Origin of the sequence: Vulcaniibacterium thermophilum (assembly GCF_007923255.1) — a bacterium.
Classification (GTDB): Bacteria; Pseudomonadota; Gammaproteobacteria; order Xanthomonadales; family Xanthomonadaceae; genus Lysobacter_F; species Lysobacter_F thermophilum.
This window is the reverse complement of record NZ_VOHJ01000069.1, coordinates 1-2,738: the sequence shown is the minus strand read 5'-3', so window position 1 is coordinate 2,738 and position 2,738 is coordinate 1. Positions and strand designations below refer to the sequence as shown.

At 74.5% G+C, this 2,738-nt stretch carries 5 protein-coding genes; all 5 read right to left on the bottom strand.

Features of this window, described 5'->3' with window-relative positions; translation table 11 throughout:
- Window positions 1-282: DUF4124 domain-containing protein (locus FQY64_RS14555; RefSeq protein ID WP_146475450.1), on the bottom strand; the 282-nt coding region annotated here is incomplete at its 3' end.
- A complete protein-coding gene (locus FQY64_RS14550) occupies window positions 282-971 on the bottom strand; it encodes a DUF4124 domain-containing protein (RefSeq protein ID WP_146475448.1) in 690 nt (229 codons plus the stop codon). The genes FQY64_RS14555 and FQY64_RS14550, both read right to left, overlap by 1 nt.
- 93 nt (window positions 972-1,064) lie before the next feature.
- On the bottom strand, window positions 1,065-1,691 hold the full coding sequence (locus tag FQY64_RS14545) for a DUF1579 domain-containing protein (RefSeq protein ID WP_186761048.1): 627 nt from the start codon (window positions 1,689-1,691) through the stop codon (window positions 1,065-1,067).
- Window positions 1,692-1,912: 221 nt separating this feature from the next.
- The gene (locus FQY64_RS14540) at window positions 1,913-2,512 is read right to left on the bottom strand and encodes a hypothetical protein (RefSeq protein ID WP_146475444.1); all 600 of its coding nucleotides are present in this window, start codon (window positions 2,510-2,512) and stop codon (window positions 1,913-1,915) included.
- A 2-nt stretch (window positions 2,513-2,514) separates the two neighbouring features.
- A partial coding sequence (locus FQY64_RS14880; RefSeq protein ID WP_222431801.1) for a hypothetical protein occupies window positions 2,515-2,738 on the bottom strand: 224 nt, incomplete at its 5' end.

Sequence of the window (2,738 nt, the reverse complement as noted above, 5' to 3'; positions counted from 1 at the left end):
GGTGACCGTGGAGGTCGCGCCGGCCGTGGGTGCGGCGGCCGCACGCGCGGGGCCGGCGGCCGACGCCGGGGCAGATCCGGCCGCCGCACGCGCCGGCGCCGCGGTGGCCGACGGCGCGGGTGCGTCGATCACCCGTTTCTGCTCCTGCATCCCCTTTGGGCAGGGCTGGTCGTTCTGCACGATGACCTGGCCCTTGTCGTTGGTGCAGCGGTAGATGGTCATCTGCTGCGCATGCGCGCCGGCGGACACCGCCGCCAGCGCGAGAAGCCAAACCGTACGCATCACGGGTCTCCGCAGTCCTGCGCCAGGCGCGCGTCGATGCCGCGCTGGCGGCGGGTGATCTCGTCGCGCTCGCCCTGCAGGGCGCTGTGGTACCGGCGATCCAGCGCATAGCGCTCGTCGCGCAGGCGGGCGCACACCTCCTGGAGCGGAAGGGGATGGCACTCGTCCCGCACCCAGGTGCCGGCAGCGTAGGCGTACACCGGGTCATGGCGACGTGGAGGCTCGACCGCGCCCCGTGGCGGCCGCGGGGTCGGCGCGCCCACGCGGCCGTGGTGGCGATGACGGCCGTCGCCGTACACGAGGGCGCCGAGCGTCCACAGCGGCATCCAGCGCGGATTGCCGGCGTCGGTGTCGCTGGTGTACCGGGCGCCGTCGGGCGCGACGCACTCGTACAGCGGACGCGGCGGCGTGCGGTACACCACCTCGCGCCGCGGCGGCGCGGATGCGGCGGGCGGTGCGGCAGGGCGCCGCGCACGCGGCGGCGGATCGACCGGCCGGGTCATCGTGCGCACCTGCTGGGTTTCGCCGTTGCGGCACGGGCTGTCGCGCAGCGCGACCCGGCCGCGCGCGTCGGTGCAGCGGTAGACCAGCAGATCGCCGGCCGCCCCGGCCGGGCCCGTCGCCGCGAGCGCCGCGGCGAGCGCGCTCGCCCAGCCGATGGGGACGGCGCGGGCCGGAACTGGCTTCATGCGGCCGATCATGCGCCCGCCGCACGGGCGACGGAAGCGCGCCGGCCCGGCGGCCGGCGCGCGGTTGCCCGCCGGTTCAGACGCCCGGCCGGTTCACTTGGCGCGGGCGTACTCGATCACCATCGACTTGCGTTCCTTGCCGTCGTGGTTCTCGTACCACTCCATCACGTGGTGGTCGGCATCGACGATGCGGATGACCTCGCGCACCGCGATCGTCTTGCCGGCCTTCATCGGATCGGGCATCTCGCCGCGGAAGGTGTAGGTCTTGGTGGCCGGGTCGTAGTCGCCCTCGGCCAGGAAGTGGCCGGTGGACATGCTGTCGATCCAGTGGCCGACGTACTTGCCGCGCACGTTGTCGTAGCTGGTCAGCGCCACGCCCTCGAACGGCTGGCCCATCCACTGGCTGCTGAAGTCCATGCGGATGTGCCGTCCGCCCATGATCGCGGTGCTCACCGCCTTGCCGGTCTCGTTCATCGGCGGCGCGGACGGGTCCATCCACATGGTCTGCCGGGTGGTCCACGTGCCGGCGAAGTGCTCGGCCAGTTGCTTGTGCTGCGGGCCGGGCGTCGAGGCTTTCTCCCACGCCTCCATCATCGCCTTCATCTCCGGCGGCATGGCCGGCGCCTGCTTGTCCTGCGCGCCCTTCTCCTGCGCCGACAGCGGCAGGGCCAGGGCGAACGACAGCGCCAGAGCGGCGCCGGTGGCAGTGATGCGTTGCATACGTCCCTCCGTTGGTTTGAACGCGCCCGCCACCATACGCCAATGCGGCGGTGCAGGACGGCTGGGGCGTGCACGGGGTGGCGGCCCACGGCCGAGCCGGCCTGCCGGCGGCCGTGGACGCGCGGCCGTCCCGGAGCCTTCGAGGGCGCCAGGAACGTGCCGACGGTGGAGTCGCGTCGGCGCCTCGGCCGGGGGCGGCGGCGGGGTGTCCGGCCCGGCGCTCAGGGCGTCCGCGCTTCCACCGGCCGGTACTGCCCGCGCTCGCCGAAACGCGCCCCGCGCTCGTCGATGTTCGCGCACAGACGCTCGCCGCACAGGGTGACGTCGGCGCGGTTGTACGCACGCAGCAGCGCCGCCTCGATGCGATGCCGTTCGACTTCGGCACGGCTGCTCGTCACCGCGTAGGCGGCCGCCCCGGCCGCGATCGCGCTGCCGACCAGCAGCGCGAGCGGCGCCGTCCACAGCCAGAGCGAGCGCTGCCGCTGCAGGGCCTCCGCGCCCCTGTGCATCGTCTCCGCGCTGCGGGCCGCCTCCGTCCCGGCCTGGAGCAGGCGGTCGCGGCACTGCGCGATCGCCTCGCCGACGCCCGCCTGCACCGCCTCGCGCGCCTGCGCGCGCAGCGCGTCGAGCGCCTCGCGGACGAACCGCGCCGTCGCTGCGTCGACCTCGTGCGCGGCCGACCGCAACGCGCCGCCCTGCTCGGCGAGGAGCGCGATCACGCGCTCGTCGCGCTGCTCCATCCGCTCGGCCAGCGCCAGCAGCTTCAGCATCAACCGGCGTGCCTCGTCCCGATCCATCGTTCGTGCGCCTGTCTGCTGCATGGCTACATCCGCATCGCCGGCGCGCGCATCGCCGGCGGCTCGGCGGGCGGTTCGATCGACGGCTGCGGCGCGGGCGCCGCCGCTTCGCGCAGTACCCGCACGAATTCGGCCTGCTGCCGCTCCCAGGCCTGGCCGTCCGGCGTGCGCCGGTACTCGGCCATCACCTGCGAGAACGCGCGGCCGTCGTCGCTCATGTAGGCGGCCAGCGCGCGGTCGAGCAGATCGT